The 18,336-nt window shown below is 56.7% G+C and carries 17 protein-coding genes; 4 read left to right on the forward strand and 13 right to left on the reverse strand.

Features of this window, described 5'->3' with window-relative positions; translation table 11 throughout:
• Positions 1-66: 66 nt before the first annotated feature.
• The 5 genes from PQU98_RS10340 to PQU98_RS10360 form a co-directional block, all read right to left on the reverse strand.
• Entirely contained in the window at positions 67-996 is a 930-nt protein-coding gene (locus PQU98_RS10340; RefSeq protein WP_272744863.1) for a branched-chain amino acid transaminase, read from the reverse strand.
• A gap of 189 nt (positions 997-1,185) precedes the next feature.
• Entirely contained in the window at positions 1,186-1,452 is a 267-nt protein-coding gene (locus tag PQU98_RS10345) for an ACT domain-containing protein (RefSeq protein WP_272744864.1), read from the reverse strand.
• Positions 1,430-3,118: an acetolactate synthase 2 catalytic subunit gene (gene ilvG, locus PQU98_RS10350; protein ID WP_272744865.1), complete on the reverse strand. Its 1,689-nt coding sequence runs from the start codon at positions 3,116-3,118 to the stop codon at positions 1,430-1,432. Before ilvG ends, PQU98_RS10345 begins: the two co-directional genes overlap by 23 nt.
• A 182-nt stretch (positions 3,119-3,300) precedes the next feature.
• Positions 3,301-4,302 (reverse strand): ketol-acid reductoisomerase, encoded by a 1,002-nt coding sequence (gene ilvC / locus PQU98_RS10355; RefSeq protein WP_272744866.1) that lies wholly within the window; start codon positions 4,300-4,302, stop codon positions 3,301-3,303.
• A gap of 93 nt (positions 4,303-4,395) precedes the next feature.
• Positions 4,396-4,977, reverse strand: a complete 582-nt coding sequence (locus tag PQU98_RS10360) for an IlvD/Edd family dehydratase (protein ID WP_272744867.1) — start codon at positions 4,975-4,977, stop codon at positions 4,396-4,398.
• A gap of 641 nt (positions 4,978-5,618) precedes the next feature.
• Between PQU98_RS10360 and ilvD the strand changes: the two genes are divergently transcribed.
• Both ilvD and PQU98_RS10370 read left to right on the forward strand, forming a co-directional pair.
• On the forward strand, positions 5,619-7,484 hold the full coding sequence (ilvD, locus tag PQU98_RS10365) for a dihydroxy-acid dehydratase (protein ID WP_272744868.1): 1,866 nt from the start codon (positions 5,619-5,621) through the stop codon (positions 7,482-7,484).
• Positions 7,485-7,570: 86 nt separating this feature from the next.
• A complete protein-coding gene (locus PQU98_RS10370) occupies positions 7,571-7,936 on the forward strand; it encodes an endonuclease domain-containing protein (RefSeq protein ID WP_272744869.1) in 366 nt (121 codons plus the stop codon).
• Between the two features lie 377 nt (positions 7,937-8,313).
• On the opposite strand, the gene cysN is transcribed toward PQU98_RS10370, so the two are convergent.
• The 3 genes from cysN to cysQ all read right to left on the reverse strand — a co-directional run bounded on the left by cysN (position 8,314) and on the right by cysQ (position 12,062).
• On the reverse strand, positions 8,314-10,236 hold the full coding sequence (gene cysN / locus PQU98_RS10375) for a sulfate adenylyltransferase subunit CysN (RefSeq protein WP_272744870.1): 1,923 nt from the start codon (positions 10,234-10,236) through the stop codon (positions 8,314-8,316).
• A gap of 74 nt (positions 10,237-10,310) precedes the next feature.
• A complete protein-coding gene (cysD, locus tag PQU98_RS10380) occupies positions 10,311-11,231 on the reverse strand; it encodes a sulfate adenylyltransferase subunit CysD (RefSeq protein WP_272744871.1) in 921 nt (306 codons plus the stop codon).
• Positions 11,232-11,234: 3 nt separating this feature from the next.
• The gene (gene cysQ, locus PQU98_RS10385; RefSeq protein ID WP_272744872.1) at positions 11,235-12,062 is read right to left on the reverse strand and encodes a 3'(2'),5'-bisphosphate nucleotidase CysQ; all 828 of its coding nucleotides are present in this window, start codon (positions 12,060-12,062) and stop codon (positions 11,235-11,237) included.
• Positions 12,063-12,197: 135 nt separating this feature from the next.
• On the opposite strand from cysQ, the gene PQU98_RS10390 reads away from it, so the two are divergent.
• On the forward strand, positions 12,198-12,974 hold the full coding sequence (locus PQU98_RS10390) for a DUF4197 domain-containing protein (protein WP_272744873.1): 777 nt from the start codon (positions 12,198-12,200) through the stop codon (positions 12,972-12,974).
• A 148-nt stretch (positions 12,975-13,122) separates the two neighbouring features.
• Here PQU98_RS10390 and PQU98_RS10395 read toward each other — a convergent pair whose 3' ends face one another.
• The 3 genes from PQU98_RS10395 to PQU98_RS10405 form a co-directional block, all read right to left on the reverse strand.
• Positions 13,123-14,607: a methyl-accepting chemotaxis protein gene (locus PQU98_RS10395; protein WP_272744874.1), complete on the reverse strand. Its 1,485-nt coding sequence runs from the start codon at positions 14,605-14,607 to the stop codon at positions 13,123-13,125.
• Positions 14,608-14,747: 140 nt separating this feature from the next.
• Complete coding sequence (locus tag PQU98_RS10400) at positions 14,748-15,521, reverse strand: PAS domain-containing protein (protein ID WP_272744875.1); 774 nt, start codon at positions 15,519-15,521, stop codon at positions 14,748-14,750.
• 102 nt (positions 15,522-15,623) lie between these two features.
• On the reverse strand, positions 15,624-17,264 hold the full coding sequence (locus PQU98_RS10405; RefSeq protein WP_272744876.1) for a M28 family metallopeptidase: 1,641 nt from the start codon (positions 17,262-17,264) through the stop codon (positions 15,624-15,626).
• A 179-nt stretch (positions 17,265-17,443) separates the two neighbouring features.
• Here PQU98_RS10405 and PQU98_RS10410 point away from each other — a divergent pair, with 179 nt between their 5' ends.
• Positions 17,444-17,644: a hypothetical protein gene (locus PQU98_RS10410; protein WP_272744877.1), complete on the forward strand. Its 201-nt coding sequence runs from the start codon at positions 17,444-17,446 to the stop codon at positions 17,642-17,644.
• 6 nt (positions 17,645-17,650) lie between these two features.
• Here PQU98_RS10410 and PQU98_RS10415 read toward each other — a convergent pair whose 3' ends face one another.
• Together PQU98_RS10415 and PQU98_RS10420 are read right to left on the reverse strand one after the other, a co-directional pair.
• Complete coding sequence (locus PQU98_RS10415; protein ID WP_272744878.1) at positions 17,651-17,890, reverse strand: hypothetical protein; 240 nt, start codon at positions 17,888-17,890, stop codon at positions 17,651-17,653.
• A complete protein-coding gene (locus PQU98_RS10420) occupies positions 17,890-18,120 on the reverse strand; it encodes a hypothetical protein (RefSeq protein ID WP_272744879.1) in 231 nt (76 codons plus the stop codon). Before PQU98_RS10420 ends, PQU98_RS10415 begins: the two co-directional genes overlap by 1 nt.
• Positions 18,121-18,336: the final 216 nt, after the last annotated feature.

Raw genomic sequence — 18,336 nt, forward strand, 5'->3', positions numbered from 1 at the left:
CTCCCCCGCAACATTCAAGTGCGCTATCGCTTCGCTACTTGAGCGCTGCGGGGAGGAGAAGAGGAATTAGTTTACCGGCGCTAACCAGTTCCACTTGTCCTCGGTCTCGCCGGTGAACAGGCCGTGGAAGCGCTTTTGGATCAGCTTGGTGACGTCGCCGGGGCCGCCGACGCGGGTCGGTATACCGTCAACCGAGCGGATCGGTGTGACTTCGGCCGCGGTACCGGTCATGAACACTTCGTCGGCCAGATAGAGCATCTCGCGCGGCAGAACCTGCTCGATGACTTCGATGCCTTCCGCGCGGGCCAGTTGGATCACGGTGTCGCGGGTGATGCCGCCGAGGATCGACGCGGCCAGAGGCGGCGTATAGATCTTGCCCTTCTGGATCAGGAACAGGTTTTCACCGGCCCCTTCGGACAGCAGGCCATCACGGCCCAGACCCAGACCTTCGGCAAAGCCGCGCTCACGGGCTTCATAGCCGATCAGATAGGACGACAGGTAGTTACCGCCCGCCTTAGCGCCGGTCGGAATGGTGTTCGGTGCCGCGCGGTTCCAGGACGAAACGCAGACATCAACCCCTTTGAGCAAGCCTTCTTCGCCCAGATAGGCGCCCCACGGGAATGCGGCGATGGCGACATCAACCGAGACGTTTTCCTTTTTCGGGGTTACACCCATGCCGCATTCGCCCAGGAAAGCGATGGGGCGCAGGTAAGCGCTTTTGAGGTTGTTGGCGCGGACAATTTCGCGGCAGGCATCGTTGATCTGATCGACCGTATACGGCAGTTGGATATGATAAATCCGGGCCGAGTCGATCAGGCGCTGGGAGTGCTCATTCAGGCGGAAAATAACCGGGCCGTTGGGCGTGTCATAGGCGCGCACGCCCTCAAAAACCGAGGTGCCGTAGTGCAGGGCATGGGTCATGACGTGGATAGTGGCGTCTTCCCACGGGATCAGCTTGCCGTTGAACCAGATCGTATCAGCGAGTTTCTTATTCATTTGGAATATTCCGTATTCGGAGAATTAATTTAAAGGCAGTGTGAGAGGCTTAAAATCCACTGCCTACGGAACCGGGGTCGCGACGACGACCCCGCATACCTATTTCCCGAAAAGATGGCGCAGCTTTAAAGCCGGTTGCTGTGGCAACGTCTTTAATCCCGCTTTTCATAGGTTTCAAGTCGCGCATAATCAGGCCGTCAATTTCTGAGCGGCGGCGGCTTTGCGCGGTTCGGCTACGCGTTTAAGACCATACAGGCGGTCGATCTGCGCGTGCAGGGTTTCAATGCGGCGATGCGATTCCTTTGGGCGGGCCGTTACCGTCAGACCGCGGGTCTTTTCATCGATTGGATACATTTCGATCGCATCGATGAAAAAACCGCGCCGCTCAATGAGGCCCAGAACCCGCAGGAGTGTGCCGTCGAGATCGTCAATCTCAATATGAATCAAGTGGCTCATCCCAACGCTCCTCCATCATTTCCGCATTCGACGCGCCCGGCGGCACCAGCGGCCAGACGTTTTCGCGCGGATCAATCAAAATATGCAACAAGGTCGGCTTATCCGCCGCCAACAGGCGATCCAGCGCGCCATCGACCTCATCGCGGCTGGTGATACGGAAGGCATCAAGGCCAAAGGCCTGCGCCACCACCACGAAATCCGGATTGTCGGAAAGGTCGATTTCCGAATAGTTTTCTTCGTAAAACAGACGCTGCCACTGACGCACCAGCCCCAGGGACGAATTATCCAGCAGGACGATCTTCAACGGAATACCGTAACGACGAAGCGTCGCCATTTCCTGAATGTTCATCATGAACGAACCGTCGCCGGACACCGTCACCACATGGTGATCCGGCAGGGCCAGCTTGGCGCCCAGACCGGCGGGCAGGCCATAGCCCATCGCCCCTGAACCACCTGAGGTCAGATGGGCGCGGTTTTGCAGGAACTGGCAATGCTGCGCGACCCACATCTGATGCTGACCGACATCGCAGGCGGCGACGAATTTCTCACCGGCCTTTTCAGACAGCAGTTTCAGCAGGGCCGGCGCATAGATGCCGGTGCCCGGTGCATCATAGCGGAAAGCGTGTTTTTTCTTGTCGGACTTGCACTTGGCGACCCACAGGGAGATGTCCTGCATCTTGGGGTGCAGGCCGTCCAGAACGGTTTTCAAGTCGCCGACAATACCGACATCGGCTTTACGCAGCTTGTTGATTTCGGCGGCGTCGATATCGACATGAACAATCTTGGCATGGGGCGCAAAGGCCGACAGCTTACCTGTGGCCCGGTCATCAAAGCGCGCGCCCAGAACGATCAGCAGATCGGAGTCTTGCACGGCAATATTGGCCGCGCGGGTGCCGTGCATGCCCAACATGCCGAGGAACAGATCATCATTGGTCGGTATAGCCCCCAGCCCCTTCAGGGTCGAGACGACCGGAATACCGGTGCGGTCCATCAGAGCGCGCAGTTGCGGCACAGCAAAGGCCATTTCGACCCCGCCGCCGATATAGAACAGCGGCTTATGGGCCTGAGAAATCAGTTTCTCGGCGGCCTTGATATCGGCCTCTTCCGGTTGCGGCGGCTGCCACGACGGGAACTCACCGGTGGTCGGCACGTCCTTGACAAAGGCGGCGGCGACGTCCTTGGGGATATCAACCAGAACCGGGCCCGGACGGCCTTCCTGAGCGATCTGGAAGGCGCGCGACAGAATGGCGGGGATTTCCGCGGGATCACGAACCAGCCATGAGTGCTTCACGATCGGCAGGGTCAGGCCCAGGATATCGACTTCCTGAAAGCCATCGGTGCCCAACAGGTGCGTGCCGACCTGACCGGTAATGCAGACCATCGGCACCGAGTCCATATAGGCGTTAGCGATGCCGGTAATCAGATTGGTGGCGCCGGGACCGGAGGTGGCCATGCAAACGCCGACCTTACCCGTCGCGCGGGCATAGGCATCGGCGGCAAAGGACGCGCCCTGTTCGTGGCGAACCAGAATGTGCGTGAGGCCGGAGCCTGCCAACGCATCATAGATCGGCATGATCGCCCCGCCGGGATAGCCGAACAGGATATCCACGCCGAGAGCCCTCAGCGTCGAAATTACCAATTGTGCTCCGGTCGGTTGGTTTATCATGACTTAACTCTCTAAAATTAGAACCTCCCCTCTTGGAGGGGAGGGGAACCGCAAGCCCGCTCCTGTGCGGGCTATGCGGTGGTGGGGTAAATCCACAAGCGCGAGCCTGGGAGGCTACCCCCTCTGACATCAAAATCAGATTTTAATGTCAGCTCCCCCTGCAACAGGGGGAGTTCTTTTAGTTAGCCGTTGCCCTTATCCTGCAACCAAGACATGCGCGAACGCAGGTCACGGCCGGTGTGCTCGATCGGGTGATCCAGATCCTGACGCATCAGAGCGGTGTAGCGCGGACGGCCGGCCATGTTCTCAAGAATCCAGTCGCGGGCAAAATCGCCGGACTGAATGTCGTTGAGGACTTCCTGCATACGCTCACGGGTTTCTTCGTTGATGATGCGCGGGCCGGAAACCAGATCGCCGTACTTACAGGTCTCGGACACGAACGAGTGCATCTTGGCGAAACCGCCTTCGTACAGCAGGTCAACGATCAGCTTCAGTTCGTGCAGAACTTCAAAGTAAGCGATTTCCGGACGGTAACCGGCTTCGACCAGGGTTTCAAAGCCCATCAGAACCAGCTCGGTCGTGCCACCGCACAGAACGGCCTGTTCACCGAACAGATCGGTTTCGGTTTCTTCCTTGAAGGTCGTCTCGATAACGCCACCAACGGTGCCGCCGATGCCACGGGCATAGCCCAGAGCACGTTGAGCGGCCTTGCCGGTCACATCGCGATCAACGGCGAACAGCGACGGCACGCCGCGGCCACGTTGATATTCACGGCGCACGAGATCGCCCGGGCCCTTCGGCGCCACCAGAATAACGTCGAGGTCGGCACGGGCATCGACGCGGCCGTAGAGGACCGAGAAGCCGTGGGCGAAAAGGATCGACGCGCCCTTAGCGGCGTAAGGGGCGATGTCATTGGTGTAGATTTCGGCATGGCTCATGTCCGGCGTCAGGATGGCGATGATGGTCGCGTCCTTAACGGCATCCTTGATTTCTGCGGTCGGCAGACCGTCATGCTTGGCCTTTTCATAGCCAGCGCCGCCGGTGCGCACGCCGACGATGACGTCAACGCCGGAATCGCGCAGGTTCTGGGCGTGAGCGCGGCCTTGTGAGCCGTAGCCAACGATGGCGACGCGTTCGCCCTTCAAGCTGTCGGCGGAAACGTCGTCATTAGTATAGATTTTCACGAAGATACTCCTGAAAGTTCGTGTAGCGTTTTTAGACAAAGTGGGTGGATGGTGTTTATGGTGAGGGCCATAAATACGAAAAAACCGGGCCTGTTAAGAGGCCGCGGTCATAACACGTGCATATTTTTCAAGCGCCGGATGGCCCTGATAGCCACGGGCCGGGGCCGTGAAGCTGGATTTACGGCCGGACAAGTCCGCCGCAGTGTCGATACGGCGCGATGCAGCATCGATGGTGATGATGTCACCGTCGCGCAAACGACCGATAGCGCCACCCGCCTGCGCCGCCGGGGCACAGTTGCCAACGATCATGGCGTGCGAGGTCGAACCTGCGATATGGCCGTCGCTGATCAGGGCGATGCCGGTGATGCCGGACTGCTCAATGGCGTCAACGATATCGCGCAGATCGGTTTTGTGGCGAATGATGATGGCGGTGCCGGACGCGATCTCACCGGCGCGGATAGCGGCAATGGCCGTCATCTCGTCCTCGAAAACGCGGGCAGCACCTTCGAAGCGCTCACCAAAGCCCGACAGCTTCAGAATGCCGCCGACCGGGGCAATGCTGCCATGAAGAATCGCAAAGCCTGACGATACTACCGCTTGGGCAACCGTAAGCGGCGCCGTCATAAAGACAGTGGCTTCGGTGGCGGTCGGGGTCATCTTGATTTGCGCGTTCATGGGGCAGCTCTTCAAAGGGTTTTAGGGGTGGTCAGATACAAAAATCCCCGCTTCCGGGGGCGGAGCGGGAGACTGATTTAGGCCATTGATTTGGTCTGAAACCGTGTGGTCACCACTCCGCGATCATGGGGCGTACCACGCCCACGATAAGTAGCGATACAATAGATACCAATGAGACGAGCGACATCGCCAGCGCCTTGCGGCCCTCGGTCTTGTCCATCGCTATAGCAATAGCTTTCGTCACAGCAGGTAAACTCCATCTGGCCTCAGCATATATAGCTTTGGCTTGGGATGACTATATGCCTGATCGGTTTTAAAAAAGCAAAGGAAAAAGTGGAAAAATTTTTCTTAAAAAATCGCATCCCCGCGATGTTTTGGAATTAATTTTTCAAATTACGCCATATTGAGAAATTATTTTTCCAATAAGGACATCATTCATGCCAAAACGTGCGCGACTCTGCGGCTTTGTGAAAGGCTTTTTCGCGCCGCAAAATGCGCCGGCAGACTGCATTCTGCTTCATCATCATACATCAGTCTTGCCAACTTGACCATTAGGCTTATATGCCAGCCTTAAAAGGCTTATAATGCCTTGGATTATTTGCGAATTGATCTCACCTCGCCGCAGTTAAGGAATCTGGATCATGCCTGCCTATCGTTCCCGCACCACCACTTTTGGCCGCAATATGGCAGGCGCACGCGCGCTATGGCGGGCGACCGGTATGACCGATTCTGATTTCACCAAGCCGATTATCGCGGTCGTCAACTCCTTCACCCAGTTCGTGCCGGGCCATGTGCATCTGAAAGACCTGGGGCAAATGGTGGCGCGTGAGATCGAAAAAGCGGGCGGCGTCGCCAAGGAATTCAACACCATCGCGGTCGATGACGGTATCGCTATGGGCCACGGCGGCATGCTCTATTCCCTGCCCTCACGCGACCTGATCGCTGACAGCGTCGAATATATGGTCAATGCCCACTGCGCCGACGCGATGGTCTGTATCTCCAACTGCGATAAGATCACGCCGGGAATGCTGATGGCCGCCATGCGCCTCAATATTCCGGCTGTATTCGTCTCCGGCGGGCCGATGGAAGCCGGTAAGGTCGTGTGGCCCGATAAGGACGGGGTGGCTAAAACCCACGCGCTTGATCTGGTCGATGCGATGGTGCAGGCCGCCGATGACAATATCTCGGACGCGCAGGTCAAGGCCGTCGAAGAAGCCGCGTGTCCTACCTGCGGGTCGTGTTCGGGCATGTTCACCGCCAATTCGATGAACTGCCTGACTGAGGCATTAGGATTATCGCTCCCCGGCAACGGTACGGTTCTGGCCACCCACTCAGACCGCGAGCGCCTGTTTAAAAATGTCGGTCAGATGATCGTCGATATCACCAAGCGCTATTATGAAGGCAATGACGAGTCGGTCTTGCCGCGCTCGATTGCCTCCTATGCGGCGTTTGAAAACGCCATGCGCCTTGATGTGGCGATGGGTGGGTCGACCAACACGGTTCTGCACCTGCTGGCGGCGGCGTCCGAAGCCGGTGTCAATTTCAAGATGGCTGATATCGACCGGATTTCGCGCACCACGCCGTGCCTGTGTAAGGTGGCACCGGCTACGTCAGATGTGCATATCGAAGATGTTCACCGCGCCGGCGGCATCATGTCGATCCTCGGCGAACTGGCGCGTGGTGGCTTGTTGAACACGGAATTGCCGACAGTGCATTCCCCGACACTGGGCCATGCGCTGGCCTATTGGGATATCCGGGTCACCAATGACGAAGAGGTCGATACCTTCTTCAAGGCCGCCCCCGGTGGCGTGCGCACCACTCAGGCGTTCTCGCAATCCAAGCGCTGGCCGGACCTCGATAAAGACCGCGAAAAGGGCGTCATCCGCTCGGTCGAGCACGCCTTTACCAAGGACGGCGGGTTGGCGGTGCTCTACGGCAATATCGCCGAAAAAGGCTGCATCGTGAAAACGGCGGGGGTCGATGAATCGATCTGGAAGTTCTCTGGCCGCGCCCGGGTGTTTGAATCTCAGGAAGACTCGGTTGACGCCATCCTGAAGAACCAGATCAAGGAGGGCGATGTCGTCGTCATCCGTTATGAGGGCCCCAAGGGCGGGCCGGGTATGCAGGAAATGTTGTACCCGACCTCCTACCTCAAATCCAAGGGCATGGGTAAGGTGTGTGCGCTTCTGACCGACGGGCGTTTCTCCGGCGGCACGTCCGGCCTTTCCATCGGTCACGTCAGCCCGGAAGCGGGCGAAGGTGGGGCGATCGCCCTGGTCGAAGAAGGCGATACCATCGACATCGATATCCCCAACCGCACCATTGATCTGCGCGTGACTATGGAAGAACTGGCCCATCGTCGCGCCAAGGAAGAAGCCCGTGGCCAGGAGGCCTTTACGCCCAAGAACCGCGAGCGCTATGTGTCGGCGGCCTTGCAAGCCTATGCAGCCCTGACCACCTCAGCCGACACCGGCGCCGTGCGCGATTTGAGCCAGTTGAAGCGGTAAGTTAATCCCTCCCCTAATTTTAGGGGAGGTACGCCCAAAGGGCGGGGTGGGGTTAAATTTTGCGCTGATACCTGTTATTTAACCTCATGGTCGCCCAACCCCAACGCCAATTCGCGCGTAAACTCCGCCAAGATATGTCCCTGCCTGAGCGCTTGATCTGGAGCCGGATCAAGACGCGGCAAGAAGGCTTGCCCGCCTTTAAGCGGCAGTATCCGTTCGGCCCTTATGTGTTCGATTTTTACTGCGCCAAGGTAAAGTTAGTCATCGAGATTGACGGTATGGCGCACAGCATAGGCGACCGTCCCGAACGCGATCAAATAAGAGACGATTTCCTGCGGGAACGCGGCTTTGATATCATGCGCATCAATGCTCATGACATACTTGCCGATGTGGATGAAGCCGCCGATGGCATTTATCGGTATGTAACGGCCAGACTGAGCGGAACACTTTAACCCCACCCCGCCCTCTGGGCGTACCTCCCCTGAAATCAGGGGAGGGGTTTAAGGGATTGCGCGAATCGAAGAGCGTGGTATTCATACAAGTACATTGATGAAAAAAGCGGTGCTTTTATCATGGGTTAATTTGAGCGGTGCTCGTTAACTAAAGACGATTTGAAGGCGGTGCCTCAAATTACCTTCTTTGTAAAACCCCGACAATTTCACCTCAGCTTCCGCTGATCGGAGTCATGCAATGAAGATATTCTTCATCACAATAACTGTAGATGCGGCTATGTGCCTGATCGCTTTTGCGATTATCATTACGGCTCTAACCACATAAAAAATCCAAACCAAAGTATTTCGGCCAACGGCCGGAAACTTTGGTTTGAGGCCTATATACTCCAATCTCCGTCATACATGCTGAACAGGTCAGACGCGCGCAGGCGCTCGATAATTTGACCTGCCGCTTCGGCGGCGGTCATGCGCTCGGTCTTGACAACTATTTCGGCATTATCAGGCGCTTCATAGGGACTGTCGAGGCCGGTAAAGTTCTTAATCTCGCCTTTAAGCGCCTTGGCATAGAGGCCCTTGGGGTCGCGGTTGATGCAGTCCTCAAGCGGGGTGTCGATAAACACCTCAAAGAACTCACCGTCCTCGAACAGGTCGCGCACCATCTGGCGATCCGAGGCAAACGGCGAAATGAATGAACATAGCACCACCGTACCGGCATCGACGAACAGCTTGGCGACCTCACCGACGCGGCGGATATTTTCCACCCGGTCAGCATCAGCAAAGCCGAGGTCTTTGTTGAGGCCGTGACGGATATTGTCGCCATCCAGCATCATGGTGCGGATGCCACGGGCGTGCAGCTCAGACACCACCAGATTGGCAATGGTCGATTTACCCGACCCCGACAGGCCAGTCAGCCACAGGGCCGCTGATTTATGGCCGTTCAGTTCCTGACGCGCTTGCTTACCGACCGTCAGATCCTGACGGTGGACATGGGTGGCGCGGTTAAGCCCCTGGGTGATCATGCCCGCACCGGCCGTCGCATTGGTAAAGCGGTCGATCAGGATGAATGAACCGGTATGGCGGTTAAGCTCATAGGCATCAAAGGCCGTCGGTGAGGATAGCCGCACATGACACAGGCCGATCTCATTCAGATCAAGCTTATGGGCGCCTTCGTGTTCGAGCGTATTGATATTGATCTTGTGCTCGATACGGGTGACGCGGGCCGGAATATAGTTGTGGCCGAGCTTAATCAGATAAGGCCGGTCAACCTGCAGGGCCTCATCGGTCATCCACAGGATATGGGCGGCAAAGCTGTCGGAGACTTCGGGGCGGGCCTGCGGATGCGCAAACGTATCGCCACGCGCCACGTCAATTTCATCGTTTAACACCAGCGTTACCGCCGTACCGGCGCGGGCCTCGCTCAGGTCACCATCGGCGGTGACAATGCGCTTTAGCACCGACGATTTACCCGAACCGGCCACAACCAGTTCATCGCCGGGACGGATCACACCCGAATGGATCGTGCCGGAAAACCCGCGGAAATCGAGGTTCGGGCGATTGACCCACTGTACACCCATGCGGAACGGTTTCTGGGCATCAACGCTTTCGACATCGACGGATTCGAGATGCTCCAGCAGGCACGGGCCGTCATACCACGGCATCAGGTCTGAGCGGGTGATCATGTTCTGACCAAAGCGCGCCGACAGCGGGATGGCCTGAATAGAGGTGAAGCCAAGCTGATCGGCAAATTCACGGTAAGCCGTCAGGATTTCTTCAAACCGGCCCTGATCGTAATCGACCAGATCGATCTTATTGACCGCCACGACCACATGCTTAATGCCCAGCAGGGATGCGATAAACGAATGGCGGCGGGTCTGCGGCAGCACGCCTTTGCGGGCATCGATCAGGATAATGGCTAGGTCGGCATTGGACGCGCCGGTGGCCATATTGCGGGTATATTGCTCATGGCCCGGCGTATCGGCGACGATGAACGAGCGCTTCGGCGTGCTGAAAAAACGATAAGCGACATCAATGGTGATGCCTTGCTGGCGCTCGGCCTCAAGGCCATCGACCAGCAGCGCGAAGTCAATATCTTCGCCGGTTGTGCCGTGCTTTTTAGAATCGCGCTCCAGCGACTGAAGCTGATCGTCAAAGATCAGCTTGGTGTCGTACAGCAACCGCCCGATCAGGGTCGATTTGCCATCATCGACGGAACCGCAGGTCAAAAAGCGCAACAGGCTTTTCTCGGTCGCGGCCGCATTTGTGACGGCAGTGGCGGTTAAGGTGGCGGTCTCAAGCGACATCTAAAATTCCATACATTCAGCTAAAGGTATCGAGCCTGACAAAAGTACCCAAAGGGCAACTTTTGTCTGAGGGCCTAAAAATACCCTTCTTTTTTCTTCTTTTCCATCGAGGCAGACTCGTCGGAATCGATCAGACGCCCCTGACGCTCGGATGACCGTGAGGCCCGCATTTCGGCAATGATGTCATCCAGCGTATCGGCCTCGGATTCCACGGCGGCACTCAACGGATAACAGCCGAGTGAGCGGAAGCGGATATTGCGGATTTCAACCTCTTCGCCGGGATTGAGCGGCATACGCTCATCATCACGCATGATCAGCATACCGCTGCGCTTAACCACCGGACGCGGCGCCGAAAGGTAGAGCGGCACAATCGGGATATTCTCGGCGCGGGTATATTCCCAGATATCAAGCTCGGTCCAGTTGGACAGCGGGAAAACGCGGATGGTCTCGCCCTTATTGATACGGGTATTGTAATGGTTCCACAGTTCCGGGCGCTGATTGCGCGGATCCCAGACGTGGCCGGCGGAGCGGAACGAAAAGATGCGCTCCTTGGCGCGCGACTTTTCCTCATCACGGCGGGCGCCCCCAAAGGCCGCATCAAATCCATAAAGGTCGAGCGCTTTTTTGAGCGCTTCGGTTTTCATGATCTGGGTGTGCAGGGATGAGCCGGAATCGATCGGGTTGATGTTGCGCTCTACGCCTTCCGGGTTGGTATAGACCAGAAGCTTGACGCCATACTTTTCCGCGATCATGTCGCGGTGGCGGATCATGTCGGCAAACTTCCAGCGCGTATCGACGTGCAGAAGCGGAAACGGCAGCTTCGACGGATAGAACGCCTTCATGGCCAGATGCAGCATGACGCCGGAATCTTTACCGATCGAATAGAGCATGACCGGGTTCTCGAACGAGGCGGCGACTTCGCGCATGATCTCGATCGACTCGGCCTCGAGGCGCTTCAGGTGATCTGACACAGGGTAGGTAATAATATTGCTCATAACTCAATTCGGCACTTTGAAGGCGACATCGCCTTGCGCGAAAAATTCGGGGTTGAAAAAGCGGGGCTTGGCATAGATGAGGGGCGTACCGTCACGCGACAAGACCTTGCCGCCCGCTGCGGTCAGAATGGCGTCACCGGCGGCGGTGTCCCACTCCATCGTCGGCCCAAGGCGGGGATAGAGGTCAGCCTGACCTTCGGCCACCAGACAGAACTTCAGCGATGAGCCAATGGCGACCCGCTCAGTAACGCCGTAGAGATCAAGATAGGCTTCGGTTTCCGGCGAATTGTGCGACAGGGAGCAGACCGCGGCCAGAGACGGCGGCGCGCTGCGCACCTTAAGCGGCGTAAAATCAGCCAGGGTCAGACGGGCAAGGTTCTCGGCCTCGATCCGGTACGCCAGACCCGCTGCGACATCGCCGATATAGAGCGCTTTGCGCACCGGCGCATAGATGATGCCGTAGGTCGGACGCTGGTTTTCGATCAGGGCGATATTAACGGTGAAGTCCGGGCGGCGATTGATAAATTCCTTGGTGCCATCGAGCGGATCAACCAGAAAGAACGATCCGCGCTTCCCTTCGGGAGCATCATGGCTGTCGGCGTCCTCTTCGGACACAACCGAAATATGACCAAAATCTTGAACCAGCCCCTCAGCAATCACGGCATGAGACGCCAGATCGGCCTTCGTCAGCGGGCTTTGATCGCCCTTGATCTGGACATCGAACTCGCCTTCATAGACGCGCATGATCTCAGCCCCGGCATCGATAGCCAGTTGGCCAAGCCTGAGCAGATCAGACTCGTTTAAAGTCGTGGTGGCAAGTTCCGTCGTCACAATCCGGTCTCGTTTTACAAAGCGCACCTGTAACGCGCACCCGATGAAGTGTCGCGTAAAAAGCATTTCTGCGCGCCGCGAAAAAGCGATATATCATTATCTGACAGCTAAGCTTTGCTAATCAGGGGCGGATACATGCACAACGACCGGCGTGAGATTTTGTGGGGATTGATGGCCTTAGGGCTTACAGGGGGGCTTGCAGGTCATGGGGCAGCCAACGCCCAAACCCAGGCCGAGTTAGACAAAGCTCTTAAGGCAGCCGTAGGCAAGACGTCTAAAAAAACCTCATCCACCGGACTGCCTGTGGGCGTCACCAAGCTTGAGGCCGACAAGGGTATCCGTGAGGCATTATCACAAGGGGCGGTCGCCGCCGTCACCCGCGTCGGACGCCATGACGGCTACTGGGGCGATGATTTGATCCGTATCCCGCTGCCGAAGACTATAGCCAAGGTTCAGAAAACCCTGAAACCTCTGGGCATGTCCGGTGCGCTCGATGAAGTGCATGAAAAGGTCAATCACGCCGCCGAAGTCGCCGCCCCCGTCGCCAAGGATCTGTTTCTGGATGCGATCAAGTCGATTACCCTGACTGATGTGGTCGGCATTGTGCGCGGCGGCCCCACATCCGGCACACAATATCTGCAAAAATCGACCACACCCCGCCTGATCACCCTGTTCACGCCGCCGATAGGCGAGGCTTTGCAATCGACGGGGGCCGTGCAATCGCTTGATCACGCCATCGAGCGCAACGGTCTTTCGGCCTACATCAAGAAAGACCCCAAAACCTATTTGAGCGAATATGCGGTGGGTAAGGCGCTCGATGGCCTGTTCCACTATGTCGGCGCCGAAGAACGCGCCATCCGCACTAACCCCGCCAGCCGCACGACGGATCTGCTGCGGGCGGTTTTTGGCTAGATCATTATGATTTCTGGTAGAAACATAATGATCCAGATTTTTTTAAGTCCCTCGCCGGGCGGTGGCTCCGCCACCTTGGCCGCCGCCTCAGTGGCGGCTTGAGCGGAATGATTCCACCAGAAATCATTCCGCTCTAAGTGGCAGAGATTTACGCCGCCAGCACCTCGACATTTGTCTTGACCTGCTCGGCCGCCAGAGTCACCTGCCGGAAGCTGTGGTCAATACGCACCAGACTGTCTTCGATGCGGTGAATGGCATCGACCGCCGACTGCATATTACCGGAGATTTCGCCAGTGGCGGCATTTTGCTGTTCGATCGCCCCGGCGACGCTGGTCACACTTTCCATTACAATCGTCATGGCGCCTGAGATTTCACCGAGCGCATTGACCACATCGGCGGTGACCGTCTGCATGCGAGTGATTTCTTCGGAAATGGTCTGGGTTGAACGCGCCGCCTGATTGGCCAGAGACTTGACCTCCGACGCCACCACCGCAAATCCGCGACCGGCTTCACCCGCACGGGCGGATTCGATCGTGGCATTAAGCGCCAGCAGATTGATCTGACCGGCGATGTCCTGAATCAGCGTCACAATGCCAGTCATGGCCGACGCCGAAGCGTCCAGATTTTTAGCAAAAGCGCTGGCATTTTCGGCGTGCTTGAAGATGCCTTCGACATTGTCGCGCGTAACGACCATGCTGGCCGAAATATCGCGCACGCTCTGGCTCAGTTCCTCGGTCGCGGCCGCCACCGAATTGATGATGCCGCTGGTGTCGGATGAGGCGCCAGCCACATTGGACGCCATGCCGGCGGCCTCAGTGATTTCACCAATCACCCCGCCCAGATCGTCATTAATATCGCGGCTTAAGGCATCATTGCGCAACCGGCGCATGACCGCCGCAGTACGATCGGTCGCGAACTTGACGACCTTTACCACCGCCCCCGCCTCATCGAAAATCGGATTATAAGACGCCTGAATATAGACCTCACGCCCGCCCTTACCCAGACGCTTATATTCCGCCGCCTGAAACTGACCCGCTGCCAGATCGCGCCAGAAGCTCTTATAGTCTTCAGTCGCGGCATAGGCGGGATCGCAGAACATGCGGTGATGACGGCCCTGAATTTCATTCAGATCATAACCGACGGCTTTAAGGAAATTCTCATTGGCCGTCAGAATGTCACCCGTCGGGGTGAACTCAATCACGGCCTGGGCCCGGTCAATCGCTTTGATCTTGCCCTGATAATCATCATTGCGGGATTTAATTGCGGTGATGTCGGTGGCGAACTTGATGACCCTGGTGACGCGCCCGGACTTGTCGCGGATCGGATTATAGGTCGCCTGTATCCAGACCGCTCTGCCGCCCTTACCCAGACGCTTGAACTCATCACTTTTGAAATGGCCCTGTGCCAGATCCTGCCAAAACGACTTGTAGTCGGCGCTGTCGGCATAGTCCGGCATACAAAACAGGCTGTGATGTCGGCCCTCAATTTCGTGCAGACCATAGCCCATCACCTCACAGAAATTGGCATTGGCTGTCAGTACCTGACCAGATGGTGTAAATTCAATGACCGCCTGCGACAGGCTTAAGGCATCCATGATGGAGCGATAGTCGGCAGACTGAGCGGCAAAAAACATGATGGCACCTGAAATGTGGGGAGTTCTTTTACGCTACTGCCCTCAGTTAGTTTCACAGTACGGTTAACCAGCCCTTAAATTAATACCTATCGTATACCATTTTCCGCCCATCCGACACCTTCTGTCATTAGGGCAACGCCTCACGCCGCGTCTTTAAGGCTGTCCATATCACTACGGGCAATCGGGGTGGCGTAGAGTACAACCTTGGTCACCGTACCGGCATCATCAAGCACCGGATTGTAGCTGGCACTCAAGGCGATCCGGCGGCCATCCTTACCGTAACGGACACACTCACCGTGACGGGCCTGCCCTCTGGCCAATCCATCCCAGAAATCAGAATATTCGCTGCTCAAGCCCCGGTCATATTCACATAGCTTGCGGTGCGGACGACCCAGCAGTTCATTCAGGCTATAACCGGTGAGTTTAAGAAAGCTGTCATTGGCAAACAATATCTGCCCGCGGGCGCAAAATTCGACCACGGCATGAGTATCCGACAGGGCTTTCAGCAGGTTGCGGCTGGCCAGTTCTTTTTGCTTGATGGCGGTGATATCGCAACCGGCCAGAATGACGCGCTCCATCTTGCCCATCGATGCCCTGACCGGCAGTATACATGCCTGCATCCAGCGGGCAGAGCCATCACGCGCCTGTAATTTCAGCGTTTCCTGCAAGGTTTCACCCTCGGCCACCCGGCGCCAGATATCTTCGGCGCGGCCATCATCGACGGTCGCCGGATCGCAGATGACCGTATAGGGCTTACCGCTCAATTCATTCAGACGCTGCCCCAGCATCGTCAGAAAGTCGGTATTGGCCGATACGATCGTGCCCTTGATGTCAAATTCCATCATCGGAATGGCATCATAAAGCGCCTGGCCCAGAACCTGTTCGCGGGTCGAAAACAAGGATGTCAGCATCATACGCACACTCACCTAAACATAGGGGTTGGTGTATGAAATTACTGTGCAAACCTGAATCGCGACCTAAAACCTATACTGAACAGAGCATTAACCGTATATCAACTACTTACGGGCTGCCGCCGTTTTGTCGCGGGCGGCCTTGAACTCAGAGGTCTCGCGCCACTGAGGCCACACCGTCGAGTTGGCCAGTTTCGCGCCCAGTTGATAATAGAGCGCCACATCTTCAGCCAGACCCGACAGATCCCAGTCCGCCGACCATTCGTCGTTGGCCTGATGGTAGCGGTTTTTGCGATAATCTTCATCAAAGGCGCGACCCGCCGCGACCCCGCCCTCGACCATATCAAGACCAGAAGCCGCATACAGTACCGGCACACCACGCTTGGCCAGCGGGAAGTGATCCGAACGGAAGAAATACCCCGCTTCCGGCGTTTCATCCGGGGTCAGCACGCGGTTTTGCGTCGCGGCCAGAATTTTCAGATCGTCCTCCAGCGAGGACTGGCCAAAGCCCGTCACTTCGACATTACGAGTGCGGCCCGACACATTGAGCGCATCCATATTGATCCCGCCTACGGTCTTGGCCAGCGGATAGATCGGGTTTGAGGCATAATATTCCGAGCCCAGAAGCCCGCTTTCCTCGGCGGTGACGGCGATAAAGGCGACCGTCCGGTCAGGGGCTTTGCCCGACGCCTTAAAGGCACGCGCCAGTTCGATCAGGGCAGCGACACCCGTGGCATTATCAACCGCACCGTTGAAGATAGCATCACCGTCCGCATCGGGCGTGCCGATGCCGATATGATCCCAGTGCGCCATGTAAAAGACGGTTTCATCGGGGCGCTTGGCGCCTTTGAGCTGGCCGATGATATTGCGGCTGACCACCTCAATGGCTGCCACCTTATACCCACCGGAAAGGGTAACGCCGTCGAGCGGCACGGGCTTGAAATCCTTAGATCGGGCCGCAATTTTGAGGGCATTGAGATCAAGCCCTGCCGCCGCAAATATCTTTTCGGCGGCCTCAGCGCTGATCCACGATTCCAGCTTGGGGCTGGTCGCCGATGGGTCGGGGCGGACAATATCGAACTGCGCCACCGACCAGGAGTTTTTGACGGTGTTCCAGCCGTAAGAGGCGGCCGCACTGTCGTGGATGATCATGACCCCAGCCGCCCCTTTGCGGGCGGCTTCCTCGAACTTATAGGTCCAGCGCCCGTAATAGGTCATGGCCTTACCGTTAAAGGTCTGGGCGTCCGGCTGATAGAAATCGGGGTCGTTGATCAGAACCACAATGATCTTGCCCTTGACATCAACACCTTTGAAATCATCCCAGCCCCGTTCAGGGGCGGTCACGCCGTAACCGGCAAACACCAGCGGCGCGTCCCTGAAACTCACCGCGCCCAGAGCCCCGCGTGTCGAGGCCGTGATATCTTCGCCCTGCACCAGCGGCAGAGTTTGCCCTTTAAGGTTAAGGTTCAGGGCCGGATCACTGACCTGAAATTTGCGTAATTTGACCGTCTGGGTCCAGCCGCCGTTTTCCCCGCCGGGCGCAAGGCCAGCATCTTTATAGGCCTTAGACACGAAATCGACGACCTTGTCTTCGGCGGGCGTGGCGACCCCGCGACCGGCAAATGCGTCCGATGACAACACTTTCACGTCCTCGGATATCCGCGCACCACTGATGACCGGCTCAGCACCGGCAGCGCCAGCCAGCGCTACCAGACTTACAGACAGGGCGAGCGATTTAAAGGTCATAACAAACTCCGGACAACTGGTTTCATTTGACGCTAAATCCTTACGCCACAATGTCAAGGCTGCCAGTGCACATTGGCGGACTTACTCGTTTTTTGCGGGCAAATTCATGACCTTACATTTCAACCTTATGGGTTGGCGGCGCATGGTAGGGTAACTCTAACCATTTTCAGGTGCGCGCCATGCCCGATAATCCCAAACCTGTAGACCCTGTTGTATCACCGAAAACCAGACACGATAGCCGTGATCCGTCGGGCTTTAATGAACCCGACTATCCTGATAATGCCGCGGATCAGATTATCCCCGACGACCTTGACCATAAGCCCGGAGATGAAGTCTCCGGATTTGATGACCGTAAACCCTCTGACGTCCACAAATACTAAAACAAATTAATAGCTGCTGGGCGGGTCACTGGCCGGAAAGCTGTCTTCGACCATGTGATCAACCTGATCCTCACTCAGATCATCGCGCAGTTTCTTTTCATCTTTCAGGCAGCGCCTGTACTGATACGGCCCGTGGAAAAAGCCGTCGTAAAACGATTTGAATACCGGCCCCAGAACCAGGGTCGAAAAAACCAGCATAGGCAAGCCAAAGCTTTGCTCGTGCCGTACACTTGCTGCCTGTGACATTATTCGCTCTCCCGCCATTGATGATTGGGGCGGTTCTGATCGAGTGTGCCTTCAAAATCCGGGTCTTCGCTGCGCTGATGCCGGGCATTGCTGCGCGGATCATAGGACAGGATGTAGTCATTATCGCGGTCGTCATAGGTGCTGCGATTGAGGGCGGGCGCCGATTCAGACTTCACATTCTTGTCGGATGTGCGCGGGCCAGATGTAGGCAGGTTTGAGCGGTTCGGCATTTGAACGTCTCCGTTAAATTCCAATCTTAAAGCCTAATACATGCCCCGTAAGGTTATTATGTTACACGTATGGCCTTAAGTAAAAATATAACAAATAACGCGCTTTGTTTCACCAAAAATAAACGTCACGCAACCGAAACTGAGGCGATTGCAGATTCGGAAATCAAATTGTCGTCATTTACAAATGTCACGATTTAAAGACTTCGCTTTTTAATT

The organism is Asticcacaulis machinosus, from assembly GCF_028550435.1.
Lineage (GTDB): Bacteria > Pseudomonadota > Alphaproteobacteria > Caulobacterales > Caulobacteraceae > Asticcacaulis > Asticcacaulis machinosus.

Bases quoted from the DNA above. Each gene is read 5' to 3' on its own strand.
- PQU98_RS10370 (WP_272744869.1), top strand. From the start codon at position 7,571: ATGGTCGCCCAACCCCAACGCCAATTCGCGCGTAAACTCCGCCAAGAT.
- PQU98_RS10405 (WP_272744876.1), bottom strand. From the start codon at position 17,264: ATGACCTTTAAATCGCTCGCCCTGTCTGTAAGTCTGGTAGCGCTGGCT.
- PQU98_RS10395 (WP_272744874.1), bottom strand. From the start codon at position 14,607: ATGTTTTTTGCCGCTCAGTCTGCCGACTATCGCTCCATCATGGATGCC.
- PQU98_RS10340 (WP_272744863.1), bottom strand. From the start codon at position 996: ATGAATAAGAAACTCGCTGATACGATCTGGTTCAACGGCAAGCTGATC.
- PQU98_RS10360 (WP_272744867.1), bottom strand. From the start codon at position 4,977: ATGAACGCGCAAATCAAGATGACCCCGACCGCCACCGAAGCCACTGTC.
- PQU98_RS10400 (WP_272744875.1), bottom strand. From the start codon at position 15,521: ATGATGCTGACATCCTTGTTTTCGACCCGCGAACAGGTTCTGGGCCAG.
- PQU98_RS10420 (WP_272744879.1), bottom strand. From the start codon at position 18,120: ATGCCGAACCGCTCAAACCTGCCTACATCTGGCCCGCGCACATCCGAC.
- cysD (WP_272744871.1), bottom strand. From the start codon at position 11,231: ATGAGCAATATTATTACCTACCCTGTGTCAGATCACCTGAAGCGCCTC.
- ilvG (WP_272744865.1), bottom strand. From the start codon at position 3,118: ATGATAAACCAACCGACCGGAGCACAATTGGTAATTTCGACGCTGAGG.
- PQU98_RS10390 (WP_272744873.1), top strand. From the start codon at position 12,198: ATGCACAACGACCGGCGTGAGATTTTGTGGGGATTGATGGCCTTAGGG.
- PQU98_RS10415 (WP_272744878.1), bottom strand. From the start codon at position 17,890: ATGTCACAGGCAGCAAGTGTACGGCACGAGCAAAGCTTTGGCTTGCCT.
- PQU98_RS10345 (WP_272744864.1), bottom strand. From the start codon at position 1,452: ATGAGCCACTTGATTCATATTGAGATTGACGATCTCGACGGCACACTC.
- ilvD (WP_272744868.1), top strand. From the start codon at position 5,619: ATGCCTGCCTATCGTTCCCGCACCACCACTTTTGGCCGCAATATGGCA.
- PQU98_RS10410 (WP_272744877.1), top strand. From the start codon at position 17,444: ATGCCCGATAATCCCAAACCTGTAGACCCTGTTGTATCACCGAAAACC.
- cysN (WP_272744870.1), bottom strand. From the start codon at position 10,236: ATGTCGCTTGAGACCGCCACCTTAACCGCCACTGCCGTCACAAATGCG.